13 protein-coding genes and 1 pseudogene are annotated in these 15,793 nt (G+C 26.1%); all 14 read right to left on the bottom strand.

Annotation, left to right across the window (positions count from 1 at the left end):
* Positions 1-1,545 (bottom strand): ATP-dependent metallopeptidase FtsH/Yme1/Tma family protein (locus QZ429_RS02520; RefSeq protein ID WP_291950588.1); only part of this gene is annotated, 1,545 nt, incomplete at its 3' end.
* Positions 1,535-2,791 carry a tRNA (N(6)-L-threonylcarbamoyladenosine(37)-C(2))-methylthiotransferase MtaB gene (gene mtaB, locus QZ429_RS02515; RefSeq protein WP_291950585.1) on the bottom strand — a complete coding sequence of 419 codons (1,257 nt, stop codon included), beginning with the start codon at positions 2,789-2,791 and terminating at the stop codon, positions 1,535-1,537. The genes QZ429_RS02520 and mtaB, both read right to left, overlap by 11 nt.
* Positions 2,788-4,317 carry a mechanosensitive ion channel domain-containing protein gene (locus QZ429_RS02510; protein WP_291950581.1) on the bottom strand — a complete coding sequence of 510 codons (1,530 nt, stop codon included), beginning with the start codon at positions 4,315-4,317 and terminating at the stop codon, positions 2,788-2,790. Before QZ429_RS02510 ends, mtaB begins: the two co-directional genes overlap by 4 nt.
* Positions 4,314-5,366, bottom strand: a complete 1,053-nt coding sequence (gene aroB / locus QZ429_RS02505) for a 3-dehydroquinate synthase (protein WP_291950578.1) — start codon at positions 5,364-5,366, stop codon at positions 4,314-4,316. The genes QZ429_RS02510 and aroB overlap by 4 nt, the downstream gene beginning before the upstream one ends.
* A gap of 8 nt (positions 5,367-5,374) precedes the next feature.
* Entirely contained in the window at positions 5,375-6,781 is a 1,407-nt protein-coding gene (locus tag QZ429_RS02500) for a TrkA C-terminal domain-containing protein (RefSeq protein WP_291950575.1), read from the bottom strand.
* Positions 6,782-6,912: 131 nt separating this feature from the next.
* Positions 6,913-8,127 (bottom strand): MFS transporter, encoded by a 1,215-nt coding sequence (locus QZ429_RS02495; RefSeq protein ID WP_291950572.1) that lies wholly within the window; start codon positions 8,125-8,127, stop codon positions 6,913-6,915.
* A 17-nt stretch (positions 8,128-8,144) separates the two neighbouring features.
* Positions 8,145-8,960 (bottom strand): cysteine ABC transporter substrate-binding protein, encoded by an 816-nt coding sequence (locus QZ429_RS02490; protein ID WP_291950569.1) that lies wholly within the window; start codon positions 8,958-8,960, stop codon positions 8,145-8,147.
* Between the two features lie 33 nt (positions 8,961-8,993).
* A complete protein-coding gene (locus tag QZ429_RS02485; protein WP_291950565.1) occupies positions 8,994-9,731 on the bottom strand; it encodes an amino acid ABC transporter ATP-binding protein in 738 nt (245 codons plus the stop codon).
* 2 nt (positions 9,732-9,733) lie between these two features.
* Positions 9,734-10,393, bottom strand: a complete 660-nt coding sequence (locus QZ429_RS02480) for an amino acid ABC transporter permease (protein ID WP_291950562.1) — start codon at positions 10,391-10,393, stop codon at positions 9,734-9,736.
* The gene (locus tag QZ429_RS02475; RefSeq protein ID WP_291950559.1) at positions 10,386-11,033 is read right to left on the bottom strand and encodes an amino acid ABC transporter permease; all 648 of its coding nucleotides are present in this window, start codon (positions 11,031-11,033) and stop codon (positions 10,386-10,388) included. Before QZ429_RS02475 ends, QZ429_RS02480 begins: the two co-directional genes overlap by 8 nt.
* A 41-nt stretch (positions 11,034-11,074) precedes the next feature.
* Positions 11,075-11,677, bottom strand: coding sequence for a Crp/Fnr family transcriptional regulator (locus tag QZ429_RS02470; RefSeq protein ID WP_291950555.1), 603 nt, complete (start codon positions 11,675-11,677; stop codon positions 11,075-11,077).
* 2 nt (positions 11,678-11,679) lie between these two features.
* Entirely contained in the window at positions 11,680-13,500 is a 1,821-nt protein-coding gene (recG, locus tag QZ429_RS02465) for an ATP-dependent DNA helicase RecG (RefSeq protein WP_291950552.1), read from the bottom strand.
* A pseudogene (locus tag QZ429_RS02460) lies at positions 13,490-14,702 on the bottom strand (pitrilysin family protein). Before QZ429_RS02460 ends, recG begins: the two are co-directional and overlap by 11 nt.
* Positions 14,702-15,748 carry a dehypoxanthine futalosine cyclase gene (locus QZ429_RS02455; RefSeq protein WP_291950547.1) on the bottom strand — a complete coding sequence of 349 codons (1,047 nt, stop codon included), beginning with the start codon at positions 15,746-15,748 and terminating at the stop codon, positions 14,702-14,704. The pseudogene QZ429_RS02460 and the gene QZ429_RS02455 overlap by 1 nt, the downstream one beginning before the upstream one ends.
* Between the last annotated feature and the right edge of the window lie 45 nt (positions 15,749-15,793).

Below are 15,793 nucleotides of genomic sequence, written 5' to 3'. Positions count from 1 at the left end.
AAGAAAATCAGCCAATTTATTTATTTTATCCTTCATCAATTCTAAAAATTCTCTCACATTTTCTTTTTGCTCATTTAATAATTTCTCATCCATCATATTAAAATTTTCCATAAAAGTTACGAGCTCTTTTATTTTTAAAAAGTCATTTTGAACATTAGTGAAAGTTTCATTAAAAATTAATTCCATTGCCACACTGCCAGCTAAATAAACTTTAATTTTATTTAATAATTCTGATTTTGATTTTATGGTATTTTCAAATTCTTTAAACCTATCTTCAATCAAAGTTATTTTTTCAAATTTTACATCAAAATAAAAAGCACACAAAGCTTTTGCAGCCTGATAAATCGCTTGAATTTTTTTCTCTTTTTCATTAAGAGAAAAAATCTTTTTTTTACCTATTAAGACTTTATTTAAAACAGCAAAAAAATCATTTTCCTCTATAATAATAGATTTTCTTCTTATAGCATTAATTGCGGCTTCATTAACTAAAGTTTCTAATGCAGCACCACTAAAACCAACACTAAGTTTAGCTATTCTTTCCAAATTTACATTAGATTGTTTTTTGTGCATATAAGTTTGCAAAATTTTTACCCTATCTTTAAAATCTGGCAAAGATATAAAAATTCTTCTATCAAAACGTCCAGATCTTAAAAGCGCACTATCCATAAGATCTATTTTATTAGTCGCTGCGACAACTATTACGTCGTTATTATCTTCAAATCCATCCATTTGTGTAAGAAGTTCATTTAGTGTATTATCTCTTTCAACATTTGAAAAATCACCCCTACTTTTACCTATAGCATCAATTTCATCAATAAAAATAATACTTGGAGCTTGTGATTTTGCTTTTAAAAAAAGTTCTCTTACTCTCTTTGCTCCCATTCCTACATAAATTTCAACAAAACTAGCACCACTTTGATAAAAAAATGGCACTCCAGCTTCACCAGCAACCGCCTTAGCAATCAACGTTTTACCAACACCTGGAGGACCTACTAATAAAACCCCTCTTGGCATTTTAACACCAAAATTTTTATATTTTTGAGGATTTTTTAAAAAATCTACAATCTCCAACAATTCCACTTTTGCTTCATCAACACCAGCAACATCATCGAATTTTACATCACTAACTACCGCTTGTATAGAATTTTTTTGTTCATTTTTTTCTAAAATATTCTTTTCTAGTGAAAGTAAATTTTGTCTATCTTTATTTTTCTTACCCAAAAATAATAAAAAACTTATCAAAAATACAAATAAAAATAAAACTGAAAATATCTCGCTTAGATCATAATCATTATCATACTCTAAAGGAAATTTATCCCACAAAGAATCCAAATCCACCAAACCTCTGATAATTATATACTTTCCTTCTTCAGTTTTTAATAAAATTTCATTTTGTCTTACAACTACTTTTTGAATTAAATTTTTATTCAAAAGTTCTTCGTAAAATCCTTTGCTAATATTTTCTGGTTGATTCTTAATAAAAACTGCAATAAAAAGCAAACAAAGAAGTAAAAAAGAAATTAAAATAATTTTTTTATTTTTCATCATCAAAACTCACAAAATTACATTCATATTGCCTATCATATTTTTCAAGTAAAATCCATTGCTTTGAAATATCTTGCTTTGTTTTAATCTTGATTTTATTAAAAAACTGATCATATCCCTCATAAAATTCATTTTTTTTACTCTCAACTAAAACCTCCAACTTTTCAGTTTGTCGTTTTCTAAATTCAAAATTATTTTTAGTAACAATATCTTTTAAAATGTTTAATCTTTCCTTTGCAATTTCTCCGTTTATTCTTTCGCTCATAGAAGCAGAATAAGTTCCATTGCGAGGAGAAAATATAAAAGCGTGAATATGTGTTAAATTAAAAAATTTAAAATTTTCTAATGCTTCTTTCCAAATTTCCTCACTTTCTCCAGGATGTGCCACTATAAAATCAGTTCCCAATGCGAATCCTTTCTGACTTAATTCATTAAACAAAGCCAAGTCATTATGTGTATGCGATCTGCGTTTCATAATACGTAGCATTTTTTCATTAGTGTGTTGTAAGGCAATGTGCAAATGTTTTTCTAGCCAAGGTTCATCTAAAATTTCTTTAAAACTCTCATCAATTTGTGCAGGTTCTAAACTGCCAAGTCTTATTCTTTTGATACCATCAATTTTTCCAACTCTTTGAAGTAACATTCCAAGAGAATTATTTTCTTTTAAACCATAACTCCCTATATTCGTCCCTGTTAATACTATTTCACTATAACCATTATAGGCTAAAAGTTTTATTTGTTTAATAATCTCTTCACTTGGAATACTCCTTGATTTTCCTCTCACACTAGGAATAATACAATAGCTACAAGCAAAATCACAACCTTCTTGAATTTTAACAAAAGCTTTAGTGTGATTTTCATAATCACTAACTATTTTTGTATCAATAAATTTTAAATTTCCTATTTCATAAAATTCCTTATTTTCTGAAATAAATTGATTAATTTTACTTTTATTTGAAGCACCCAAAACTCCAAAAATTTCTTTTTTATCAAAAAGCTCTTTACCTTTACTTACAGCTCCACACCCAGTCAATATAACCTTAATTCCATTTTTTTTAATATTATTAATATAAGTTCTAAGACCACTATCTGCACCATTTGTAACAGTGCAAGAATTTACAATAACAATATCTGCTTCATTCTCACTTTTAACTATTTCATGATCTTTTATGTAGGATTTTAAAAGTTGAGTATCATAAATATTTGTTCTACAACCAAAAGTCTTAAAATATACTTTTTTCTTCAAATATTTTCCTTATTTATAAAATCATTTTTTGAAATATAAAGATTTTGTGTAGGATATGAAATTTTAATATCATTATGTTTATTAAATTCATTAACAATCTCTTTACTAATATTACTTCTTAAAACTAAAGCCATATATGAATTTGTCATATACCAAGCCGAAATTCTCATACCATAATTTTCAAAAAAAGTAAAAAATCTAGGCTCCACTTTAGGATTTCTAATACTATATTCATTTCTTAATTTTACCATTGATTCTTTTGCTATTTTAGTATAACCTTTAGAAGCTTTAGTAACAATATCTTGCACAATTTCTAATGCTTTTTGATGGTTAGAATCAAAAGTTAAAGTTATATCTAATCCATCCCAAACCGTTTTCATACCATGATGTGTATAATTTGAAATAAGATTTGCAAAAATAAAGTTATTAGGGATAAAAATTATCCGCCCACTTCTTCTATTATCTGTATAAGTTAATAAAGTAATATCTTCATATAGAGTGATTCTTAAAAAAGAAATATCTATAATATCACCTATATATTGATTACCATTTTGAAAAACCCTTATTCTATCACCTACTCTAAAACTACCACCAAAAACTATAACACACCACCCAAGCATAGACATAAACATATCTTTCATAGCAATAGCTAAACCAGCAGATGCAAAACCTAAAACGGTAACAAGATAACTAATATTTTCGATGTAGCTAAAAAGTAAAATCAAAACTATAACATTGATATTGATAAAATTTATAATTTTATTGGCTGTATAAAATCTATCATCATTATCTTCTATATATTTTCTTACTATTAATTTTAATAAAAATGCAATAGCAATAACTATAACAATAGCCAAAACGACATTAAATGCTCTAAGACCTTGCATTTTTATAGAAATAGTAGTCTTATCTATCTCTTCTTGAATTTTTTTTTCATAAACAGAATAAGAAATTTCACCAAAACGTAGAGTTTGAGAAAAATCTCTTATCATTTGATTAGAAGTTGCTAAACGTTCTTGATTTTCCTGTGATGGATTTAATTTTGCAAGCTCTGCGGCTAAAACATTCTCTTTTACTAATTCTTCTAAAGCTTGCCTAAAACTACTTAATATATTAACAAAATCTTCCTTATCCCTTTTTAGCTTTTTAATATGAGAATAAGCTGCGATGATAGACAAAGGATTAGTTAGCTTATCCATTTTTTCCACTTCTTCAGGAGCTAATATCAATTTTGAAAAATTCGTGCTTTTATACTCATTTAAAAGTTCTAATCTTTCTTTTAAAATTAAAATTTTTCTTTCAAGAATCATTTTATTATGTTCATTTGCTTTTAAACTCTCTTTTTCCAAAGAAACAATTTCATCTTGTGTTTTTTTATAAACGTTGAAATTATCATACTTTTCAACCCAAATATTATATGATAAATCATTATGAAGTTGGTCAAACTTTTGTTTTAAGTGTTCAACTTCATCTTGAGCTAACACAAAACCGACTAAAAACAACACAAATAATGTAATTTTTTTCATAAAAATTCCTCAAGCATATGAATAATCTCTTTTTTTTCAATATCGTTTTTAATACAAGCTTTTCCCAATCCACAAGGTAGAATAAAATGAATTTTTTCATAATGAGTCTTTTTGTCTAAAAAAAATGCCTTATAAAATTCTTCTACATTTGCAATCTTATAGGATATAAGTAAATTAAATTTTACCAATATTTTTTTGATTCTTTGATATGCTTGCGTATCTAATAATCCTAAATTTAAAGCAAGTGTATTAGCCATATGCATACCAATAGCCACAGCTTCTCCGTGTAAATATTTTTTATAATTAGTTTGATTTTCAATTACATGAGCAAAAGTATGACCATAATTTAAAAGCATTCTCAATCCACTTTCTTTCTCATCTTTAGACACTACCATAGCTTTTAATCTTACACTTTTGTCAATAATCTGTGCTAAAACTTGTTCTTCGCTCTTAGAATTTAAAAAACTATTTTCATTTAAATTTTCTATAAAATCTAAAATTTTATCATCAAAAATCACTGCCATTTTTATAAATTCTGCCATTCCTGCTGCTAATTCTCGAGCTGATAAAGTTTTTAAATATTCACTTTGACAATATACAGCCTGTGGTTGATAAAAACTACCTATAAGATTTTTTCCAAATTTATTATTTACGCCTGTTTTTCCACCAACACTTGCGTCAATGCAAGCAAGTAAAGTAGTTGGAATATTTATAAAATCAATTCCTCTTTGATATATGCTAGCTACAAAACCACCCATATCAGAAATTACCCCACCACCAAAGCTAATCAACAAACTTTTTCTATCAAGCTTGTATTGAAACATTTGATCTAAAATTTCTTCTATAGTTTGTAAATTTTTATACTTTTCTCCATCTTTAATGCTAATTACAAATACTTCTTTAGCTTGAATTTTTTTCAACAAATCTTCTAAATGCAATTTTGAAACAACTTCATTAGTTAATATTACAACTTTTGTATTAAAATGTATATTTTCTAATTCATCAATATATACAAAATAACTTTTATCTACATCTATTTTTACTCGCATACTAGCCCTTATAAAGATGGAATAAACAACTGATAATTCTTGCTCATTTTATAATACAATGTATTAAGATCTGTTTTAAAAATTTTGTTTAATTTATTACCTAAAATTTTTTCATTAAAAGGAACAAAATGTAATACATTTTGTCTATATGAAAATTTAGATATAGGATTACGTTCTTTTTCTTCAATTTGCAAAAGTTTTTCATCGTGCAATTTTGAAAGACTTTCAAAATATTGAACATACTCAAAAATTTCAGCCTTATTAAGTTTTACGGCATAATAATATAAACTTAAATTTAATTGAATTTGTTTATTTAAATCTAGCATTATCGAAGCAATACCCTCTACATCTTCAAAATTAGAGCTAAGAACTATTGAAGATTTTAAATCTGCAAAATCTCCATATCCTGCTTTTAAAATAGGAATTTTAAAATTAAATAAAGAATTTTTTTCCTTTTCAAAAAAATAATTTTCAATTACAAGCAAACCAATATTAGCATTTTCTATATAATTTTTAATATTTTTTATACTAGTGTAATCATAATCAAAAATAACCTCTACACTATTTTTGTTTAGAGATTTAAGTTTATAATACATAGGAGTTAAAGTTGGATTAATCACTCTAAAATAGAGTTTTTTGCTATTAATTCTTGTGTGAAATAATAAACTTGTAAAAATTAATTTATTTATAGAAAATTTATCCATTTTTTTCATATCAATAATACAAAGTATATTATCGCCAAATGGTGAAGGAAATCGCCCAAGACTTGTTTTTACATTAGAAAAAACACTTTGAAGTGCTTTAGGATCTCCTACAATCAAAATACTATCATTAGGCATTAAAATAAGCCCAGGGCGAGCTAATATATAATCATTATCTCTATATATCATAACGATTTTAAAACGCTTTTGACTAATAGAGCTTATATGTCTATAAGCAAAGCTTGAACCTGCTGAAATTTTTACTTCCATAATTTCGCCCTTACCAAGCCCTATAAATTGAGCCATAGATGGCATATTATCTAAACAACCGGTTAATCTTGTGCTTAAAGTATCACAAATACTAATAATTTCGCAAAAATTATCTTTTATATCTAAGCCCCAAAAATCCATTAAAACTACATTTAATCGTAAGTGAATTTTTCTCAAATTTTCATAACACGCCAAAGCATCTTCTTTATTTTGCATATAAATAATAGCTTGATGATATTCTTCACCTACTAATTTTTCAAGCTTAATTAAACTTGTAGGATCAAATTTATAATAAAAAAATTGGTCATTTTTTAAATTTAAATCAACACTTTCATCATTATAATATACTATGTCTATAGTCTCTTCAAAAGTCTTATTATTAAATATTTTATTTACAAATTCTTTAGCAAATAATCCATCGGCTAAAAATAATATTTTACTCATTAATACCTCTAAAACATACTAAATACGAAATTATATCAAAGTTGCATACAGATTATTTGATTTTTACAAAAAAGAATTTAAATATTAATTTTTATAAAGCAATAAAAACACATATAATTTATGACGTAAATTTAAATGAGTTTCTTTACAATAAACACACTCAAAAAACTTGCTAAAACCACAAAAATAATATATATACTAAAATAATCTTTATATAAAAAATTAACAATTAATGGAGTAATAAAACCTAAGATCGCATAAGAAATATTATAAGCAAAAGATAAACCACTTGATCTTAATTGAGTGCTAAAAATTTGGGTCATAAAAATTGGAGCAAAAGAAATAATACCTTGAGAAAAACAAGCTAATAAATAAAAATAAAGAAAATTTTCATTGTAAGAACTTAATAAAATTCCAAAAATTCCAAAAAATAAACTAAAAATTATACAAATTTTAAAAGCACTAAAAATATCACTTAAAAATCCCTGTATTAATGCGCCAATAATAATAGCAACTATAGCAAAATTTTGATAGTATAAAGCAGTAGTTTTATTTACTCCTAATAAATTCTCAAAATATTGAGGTAATATCATCAAAGTTGCTACACCACTTGTTAAAACTATAGTTTGCAAAGCACAAACGAGCATACTTGTTTTATGAGTTTTTAATGCATTTTTTAAAGGAAAATTTAAAATAGAATTTTTTACTTGTATCTTTTTAAATTCTGGAGTTTCGTTCAATTTAGTTCTTAAAAACAAACTTAAGATACCAAAAAATCCACCTATAACAAATGGAATTCGCCAAGCAAAATGCTCAACTTCTTCTTTGGTAAAAAACTCATATATAGTTAAAGTAGCAAGATTTCCAAGTAATAAACCTAAAGTTAAAGTAGCTGAAATAAAGCCTAATGCTAAGCCTATTTTTTTCTTACTAACAAATTCACTAACAAAAACCCACGATCCACTGACTTCAGCACCTATTGCTAGTCCTTGTATAATCCTTATAGCAAAAAGTATAAAAGTGGCACATAAGCCTATATTTTCATAATCTGGTAAAAATGCTAAAACAAAACTTGGAACCACCATTAAGAGCATACTAATATAAAATACATTCTTACGTCCCTTAATATCTGCAAAATGAGCCATAATAATGGCTCCAAATGGTCTTGCTAAATATCCAGCACCAAAAGCAATATAGGTATTAACTAAAGGCCAAAAATCATCATTTTGTGGAAAAAATATTTTTGCAAAAACACTTGCAAAAAAAATAAAAAGCACAAAATCATAAAATTCTAAAATACCGCCTAAAGATGCACATATAATATTTTTTAGTGCTTTATTTTGCATATAATTTAAACTTTTTATTATTCGATAATAACATCACTTGCTCTAATATCATCACTAAAAAATGGCTTTAATGTTTCATCATAAGCTTTGTAAAAAAATTGCTCTTTATTTAAATTAATTATTAAATCATTAAGAAATTTTAACATTGCTTCATTACCTTTTTTAACAGCAGGAGCTATTACGTCTTGATTTCCAAGTTCTTTAATTACTACTTCAAAATTTGGATTTTCCTTAGCCCAAGCAAAAAGTAATGCGTTATCGTGACTTAGTGCATTGCCTCTACCGCCAAGTAAAGCTGCGAAAGTTTCTGTATTTTGATCAAATTTGATAGTTTTAATATCAGGATAATTTTTTGTAAAATATGCATCAGCTGTTGTGCCTTTATTTAATATTAAAGTTTTATCTTTTAAATCTTCAACACTTTTAATATCAGATCCTTTAGGAGCAACCACACCCAATGAAACCTTCATATAAGGCAATGCAAAATCAACCACTGCTTCTCTTTCAGGAGTTTTTGTAAAATTAGCTAAAATAATATCAACTTTATTAGATTCTAAAAATTCGACTCTATTTGCTGCTTCGACCAATACAAATTGCACCTTATTTTCATCACCTAAAAGTTCTTTTGCTATACGTTTTGCGAAAAATACATCATATCCTTGATTTTTACCCTGTGCATCAAGATAACCAAATGGTGGCTTATCCCCAAAAACACCTATGCGAACTACACCTTGTTGCTTAATTCTATCTATAGAATTTACACTATTATTCTCACTTGAACAAGCACCAAAAAAAATAGCCATAAAAAACGATAAAAAAATTATCTTTTTCACTTTATCTCCTTATTTTTATAATTTTTGTATATTTTAACTATGAAAATTAAATAAATTTAAAAATTTTTTAGCACGATCTGTTTTTGGATTATTAAAAAAATCTTCAGGTTTTGAAATTTCAACAATTTTGCCATCATCCATAAAAACAATTCTATCTGCAACTGCCTTTGCAAAACCCATTTCATGTGTTACTATAAGCATACTCATACCATCTTTAGCTAAATTTAAAATTACATCTAAAACTTCTCGGACTATTTCAGGATCAAGTGCTGCTGTAACCTCATCAAAAAGCATAATATCAGGATTCATACAAAGACTTCTAACTATAGCTATACGTTGTTTTTGGCCACCACTAAGCTCTTTAGGATAAGCTTTTATTTTATGCAAAAGACCTACCCTTTCAAGCCAATACTTTGCCTCATCTAATACTTCTTTTTTATCTCTTTTTTGAACTTTTAAAGGTCCTAAAAGTATATTTTGTTCCACATTTAAATGATCAAAAAGCTCATAAGATTGAAATACCATACCTATTTTCTGACGAATTTTAGTCCATTTTTTATAATTTTTATCAATTTTTTCATCTTCTACATAAATAACACCATCTGCCATTTCTTCTAAACCATTTATACAACGCAAAAGAGTTGATTTACCACAACCACTTGGGCCAAGTATTACTACGACTTCTCTTTGTTTTAATTCCAAATTTATATCTTTTAAAACATAATGATCGCCATAATATTTTTGTAAATTTTGAATTTTTAATATATTCACAATTAACTCCATTTTTTTTCTAAAAATCTAGAATATACTGATAAAGGATAACAAAGTATAAAATAAATTATCAAAATCAAACCATATACTACAAAAGCTGAATAAGAATTTTTAAATAAATTTAATTCTATTATTTGTTGCCCTACTTTTATAAGTTCAATCCCGCCTATTAAATATATAATAGATGTGCTTTTAATAATCCTAGTAAAAAGATTAATGCTCATAGGTAAAAGTCTCCTCAATGATAAAGGAATGATAATAAAAAAATAAACTTGTATTTTATTAAAACCTAAAGACAAACCAGATTCATACTGATGTTTTGGTATGCTAGCAAGCGATGATCTAACCAAATCCATCATTTCAAAAATTCCCCAAATACTAAATACTATAATACTAGATGTTAGGGTACTCAAATGCCATCCAATCCATTTTGCTAAACTAAAATGCACCACAAAAAGCCATACAATTAAAGGCATAATACGCACAAATTCAAGCATAAAGCGACAAGATGTATATAATATTTTATTTTTAGAATTCATAATCATTCCAAAAAAAATTCCACCAATAAGTGAAATGCAAATACTCACAATAGAAAGCTCCAAGGTAACTTTCAAACCTTCAACTAATCTTAGAAAAGTTCCTTGATTTAAAATTTCAAACATAACTCAATCTTTTTTCTACATAATTTAATATCAAAGATAAAGGTAAAATTAATATCAAATAACAAAATACTAGAGCAAATAAAGCTTCATTGCTTTTATAATAAAGTCCTATAAGATCCTTTGCAACATAAACTAAATCCGCTAAAGCAATAATACTAACAACGGAAGTTTCTTTAAGTAAAAATATAATATTTGCACTAATACTTGGCATAGCAACACCTAAAGCTTGAGGCAATATCACATAACAAAAATTCTGCCATTTGCTAAGTCCTAATGATAATCCTGATTCGTATTGTTGCTTTTTAATAGCCTCAACGCCAGCTCTTAAACTTTCTGCCATATAAGAACCACCTAAAAAACTCAATCCCACAACAGCACACAAAAAAGAACTAAGATGTATATTAAATTCAGGTAAAGCATAATATAAAAAGAAAAGTTGAATTAATAACGGAGTATTTCTTGAAATTTCTATATAAATTTTACATACTTTATTTAAATAATTAAAATTAAAAAATGACATACTTACACAAAATAAAGCTATCACAAACGAAAATAACACCCCAAAAATAGCAAGCTCTAAAGTCAAAAAAGTCGCTTGCATAAACATTGGACTAAATTTGATTAAAAAATCAAAATCCATATAACCTTCCCATTTTTTGATATTATTGTAACAAATAAGACTTAAAAAGACTTAATCAAATCTTGTATCTTCTCCTTATTTAAAATTGTAATTTTACCTTTATTTGTATCAATAAGTAAAATATGTTTAAATTCTTTTAAAAATCTTGATAAAGATTCTGGAGGAATATTAAGCATAGTGGCAATTTCTTTTTGTTTTAGTTTGTGCAATTTTTCTTCATTTTCTATTAAAAACTTTAACAATCTAGTCTTTAAATCAAGTGATTTTTGTTTTATAAAATTTTCTAAAATTCTAATTTTTTCAAACAAAGAACTCAAAAGTAAAAAGCTAATTTCTCCATTTTCCATACACAATCTTTTAAAATACACAAAATCAATAATACAAATTTCGCAATCTTCTTCACATATAGCATTTACAGGGTATTCAATTTCTTTAAATACAGGCATTTCAGCTATAAAACTAGTGTGATTTAAAATATGTAAAGTAAATTCAAAACCCCTCGAATTTACCTTATATAATCGCACTTTACCATCTAATAAAATTAAAATTTTTTTAGCTTCATCTCCTTGAAAAAATAAAATATTTCCTTTTTTAAACTTTCGTTTTTCTCCTAAAGAGGCTAAAATTTCAAAATGCTTATCCACAATTAATCTTTCATTTTTTCAAAATATTTTTTAACTTGCAATAATATTTTCTCATCTTTAGCATAATCAAAATATTTAAATTGATTACCATGTTGCACCTTACCATCTAATAAATCTCCACTTAAGCGATTTTTTAAATCAAGTTCAGCAATCTTAAAACCATCTAAAGTTTTAGAAAATTCAAGCAAACGATTTGGAATTTCTTTTAATTTTGTATATAAATAACAAAAACTATCAAGCCCCACTCTACCAACTCGTCCTCTTAATTGATGTAAGGTTGCAAGCCCCAATCTTTCAGCACCAACTATAACGATAACACTAAGTTTTGGTAAAGAAATTCCTACTTCAACAACGGTCGTAGAAAGCAAAATATCACCTTTATCTTTAAATTCTTTTAAAATTTCATCTTTATTTTTATCTTTTCCGTGAGTAACATAAACATTTTTATACTTAGAAAACCAATATTTTTTAGCTTCTTCTAAAGATAAATAATCAATAGTTTCACTCTTATCTACTAGAGGATAAACTATGATTATTTGATGATTTTTGGCCAACTCTTCGTCTATTTTTTTAAGCAAAAATTTAAAATCTTTATCTTGGATACAAAAAGTTTGAATATTTTTTTCAAATGGCATTTGCTTAATAAAACTAAAATTAACTAATTCACTTTGTATCATAGATAATGTTCTTGGTATAGGAGTGGCTGAAAACTGCACTATGTGAGGAGTTAAGTCAAATTTTTGATTTAATGTCGCAATTTTTTGTCTTTGATTTGAACCAAAGCGATGTTGCTCATCTATCATTACTAACACTGCATCAAAATTTTCTTGATAAATCAAAGCGTGCGTTCCTATTATAAGATGTGCTTCATCTTTTAAAGAATCTATATTTTTTTCTTTTTTTCCACCTTTTAATAAAACAATATTCATAAATTTAGGCAAAAGTTTTTTAGCTTCTTGATAAATTTGCTCAGCTAAAATACTAGTTGGAGCCATCAATACAGATTTTTTAGGATACACAAGCAAACTAGCAGCAAGTAAGACTAAAGTTTTTCCACACCCTACATCTCCCATAATAACTCTTCTTTTAGCCACATCACTTTTTAGATCTTTTTTTATATCTTCTATAGCTAAAAGTTGATCATTTGTAGGTTTAAACTCTAGCTCATCAAGCCATTTTGTAATATCAAAAACATTTATTTTATAAGCTTTTTGTGTATTTTTCTTTACTCTTAAGCGCTGAATATAATTAAAAATTTCAATATACTTAATATCTTCAATAACTTGCTCAAAATTCTTAAATAAATAAATAGATTTTTCATTGTAAGAATGTAAATTTAAAAGAAGATTAATATATTTTTGTTCCAAACTTAAAGCTTGTAAATTTACTTCATTAACATATTTTTCGATAATATCTTTTATTTGACTATCTTTAATTGAAGCAATTTTATACCTTGGAAAAACTATATTAGCATTTTTTATAACTTGCGGATTAATAAATTGCCACAATCCATTAAAATAATTCATCTTTGCATAAATACAAATTTGATTTGAAATTTTAAAAATATTAAAATGCCATTTTTTAGGATTAAAAATAACTATACTAGCTTTTATTTTCCATTCTAAACATTCACATTGTATGAAAAGTTTTAAGGAATGAAATCTTAAATTTAATACTTTAATATTTTGAGTGCAAAATCCTTCTTCTGGTATCTTTTTAATACGATAATCGTCAATCTTTTTTGGAAAAATTAATGCAAGATCGATACAATTTTTAACACCAAGTTTATTAAGTAATTGTAATTCTTTTTCATCAACCTTCATTTTCTATACTTGCGAAACTAAGTTTTTTAATCTCATTATGTTTCTTAATAAATAAATTTAATTCTTCTAAATTTGAATTTTTTATTTTTTCCATTTCCATTTTTAAATTTCAAACCCAATAAGTATTCATTAACCATAATTTCAAGTCTTTTACTTAAACTTTCATAACGCAAAGGCATAGAACCTATTAAAAATTTCTTAGTAATTTCAAATTCTTTTTCATTTGCACCATTGCTTACAAATTCTTCAAATACATTTTTTACTACATCTTTTGCTAATTTTGCACTTTCGTTTTTAGTCTGCAAATATCCAAATACTCTATTATAATTTAAATTAATATCTAATTTAGCATAAGCAGAATATGCTAAACCTCTCTTAACCCTAATTTCTTCCATCAATCTTGATCCAAAACCACCCTGTCCAAGTATAAATAAAGCAAGTTTAGCTAAATATGCACACTCATCATTAACATCAACATACAAAGGAGAACAAAAATAAATATAAGCTTGCTTAGTATTTTTAAATTCAATATTTTCAGTATTTTTATCTAATAATTGAAATTTTTTACTACATTTTTGCGTCCCTGCACTTAATAAAGCACCAATTTTTTCCGCATTTGCCCTTACTTCATCTTCTTTAATATCGCCGCCAAAAACAAAAAGAGCATTATTTAAATTTAAATTCTCACTCATAAAGTCTTTTAATTCTTTTAATGAAATTTTTTCTATACTTTCTTTACTTCCTTCAATTCCTGTTTGAAAAATTTCATCTTTAAAAACATTTTTATTTAAAAGTCTTTCAGCTTGGTAATCATAATCAGTATTCAAACTTAAAAGTTCTCCAATAGCTATAATTTTTAGTCTTTGCAAAATCTTTTCTTCAAAACGAACATTAAGAAGTAATTCTTCTAATTTTTCTATAGCAAAATCAAAATGCTCTTTTAAACACCTAATATTAATTTTAAAATGTTCAAAATTAGATTCAGCATACATTGTTATGGCTTTATATTCTAATTTCTTAAAAAAATCATCATTGCTTCCTTCATTAAATACCCTAGCAAGCATACTTGCTAATCCGGCATTTTGTTTTTCTGATATTTTTCCAGCATTTTTAAAAATTAACTTAAAAAAAACTATAGGTAAATCATTTTCATACTCATAAATAATATCTACATTAATATTTTTAATTTTTAAACTTAACATTAAAACCTTTCTAAAATATTATAAGCTGTATCACGCTTAGCAGGAAATTCTCCAATATCCTTTATCAACTCTATCATTTGTTCTTGATTCATTCTATATCTTGCACCAGCTGCTGCCACAACGTTTTCTTCCATCATAGTCGAACCCAAATCATTAGCACCAAATTTAAGTGCGAGTTGTCCTATTAAAGATCCTTGCGTTACCCAAGAACTTTGTAAATTTTTAAAATTATCTAAGTAAAGTCTGGCTAAAGCTAACAATCTTAAATATCTATTTGAACTTTGTTTTATAATTTCTGGATGTTTTTGAATTAAAGGTGTATTTTGACTTTGAAATGACCATAAAATAAAAGCTCTAAAACCATTTGTTTTATCTTGTAAATTTCTTAAATAATCAAAATGTTCTATAAGTTCCTCATCAGTTTCAATAGTACCAAACATCATAGTAGCTGTGCTTTTCATACCAAGATTGTGAGCACTTTCATGTATTTTTAACCAAGTTTTTGTATCGCATTTATGAGGAGCTATTATGTCTCTTACTCTATCACTTAATACTTCAGCACCAGCTCCAGGGATAGAAAAAAGCCCTTTATCTTGAAGTCTTTTTAAAACATTTTCTATAGAGATTTTAGAAACTTTAGCAATATATGCAATCTCAACAGCTGAAAAACCATGCACGGCTATAGTAGGATAATTAGTTGTTATATAAGAAAGTAAATCCTCATACCATTTTATTTTAAGTTTTGGATGAACACCACCTTGAAATAAAATTTGCGTTCCACCTATAGCTTGCAATTCTTCTATTTTTTTACCAATTTCTTCATATTTTAAAACATAAGAATCATCATCTTTTTCTTTTCTACAAAATGCACAAAAATCACAATCAATACAACAAATATTTGTATAATTTATATTTCTATCTACTACAAAAGTGCTAATTTTATCAGGATGAATTTTTATTTTTTTTTCATAAGCCATTTCTCCAAGCTCATTTAAAGAGGCATATTGAAGTAAATTTAAAGCTTCTTTTTTATCTATTCTACTCATAATTGACCTTTAAAATCGTAAATTATATCATTTAAATGTAAAATA

The sequence above is a fragment of the Campylobacter sp. genome (assembly GCF_020024835.1).
In the GTDB taxonomy this organism is placed as follows: Bacteria; Campylobacterota; Campylobacteria; order Campylobacterales; family Campylobacteraceae; genus Campylobacter_D.
Note: the sequence above shows the minus strand (reverse complement) of the source record. Positions and strands in the feature narration are given on the sequence as shown.